Source organism: Salinispora cortesiana (genome assembly GCF_000484695.1).
GTDB classification, from domain to species: domain Bacteria; phylum Actinomycetota; class Actinomycetes; order Mycobacteriales; family Micromonosporaceae; genus Micromonospora; species Micromonospora cortesiana.
On the sequence record NZ_AXVR01000197.1, the window covers coordinates 1 to 1,079 of the forward strand.

Sequence of the window (1,079 nt, forward strand, 5' to 3'; positions counted from 1 at the left end):
GACACCGCCACCCTACCCGGCCGACTACTAAACGTAGCCAACCAGCACCACCAGCCCGTACGGGCCATCACCACCGCCGTGGACACCACCATCGGTGACCTCGCCACCGCCGCCTACCGATAACCGTCTACCCGCTAACCCGGATCAGGACCACACCAATGACCGTGCCCCGCATCCGCACCCTCCGCTGGACCGAACGCCACACCGCCGCCAACATCATCGCCACCAGCCTGCACCCCAGCAGCCTCGCCGAATGGCTCATCCCCGACATCAACCACCGACACCCGGTGCTAGCCGCCGTAGCCGAAATATGGGTCGAACACGCCCTGTTCTTCGGCGAGGTCCACACCACCGACGACCTCACCGCCGTCACCATCGGCCTGCACCGGCAACGCCCCCTGCCACCGCCGACGAACTACCCCCAACGTCTCGCCGCCGCCGCCAACAGCTACACACAGCGATTCCTCACCCTCGACCACATCCTCGACACCTGCCGCCCCACCACACTCCACCACCTCACCGTCCTCGCCATCCCACCAAACAGCCAACACAACCTCGACCAGACAATGCTGCGCCACTACCTCACCCGCATCGACCGCACCGACCTACCCGCCTGGGCCGAGATCCCCGTACGCCACCGCGCCCTATTCACCCGCCACGGCTACCACCCCCACACCGACATCCACCTCCCCGACGGCCCAACCCTGCTCGGCATGCACCGACCCCCCACCGGCAACAAACGCCGGCCCACGAACCCGACCCGTCCGAAATTAACTGTCACCACCTCCACCGATTGACCCCTTCCTATCCGCACAGCGCGAGGAACGCCGCCCATGCCGGAACCACCCGCGAGCCGGGTGGTAAGGGGCATCGGCCCTGCCCGAACGCTCACTCCAACCGGGACACCCAGCCGTGGTGGGGGCCGTGCGGCCCGTCCGGACGCGGGCCAGGCACCGACGTAGCCCCAGAACCGATCACCCGGATCGGGAGTGTGGATCTAACGGTGTTTCCGGCCTGACCTGCCAGGCGTTGTGCCTGGTGAGGAGGGTGCCGTGATGACCGTGACGCTGAACGATCAG

The 1,079-nt window shown here is 67.1% G+C and carries 1 protein-coding gene and 1 pseudogene; both read left to right on the top strand.

Going from position 1 to position 1,079, the window contains the following annotated elements:
• Positions 1–123 (top strand): annotated as a pseudogene (locus tag K228_RS28110) (GPP34 family phosphoprotein); the annotation flags it as partial.
• 35 nt (positions 124–158) lie between these two features.
• On the top strand, positions 159–797 hold the full coding sequence (locus K228_RS0125185) for a hypothetical protein (RefSeq protein ID WP_025620822.1): 639 nt from the start codon (positions 159–161) through the stop codon (positions 795–797).
• The last annotated feature ends 282 nt before the right edge of the window (positions 798–1,079 follow it).

Excerpts from the sequence above, each read along its gene's own strand:
- K228_RS0125185 (WP_025620822.1), top strand. The coding sequence starts at position 159 with ATGACCGTGCCCCGCATCCGCACCCTCCGCTGGACCGAACGCCACACC.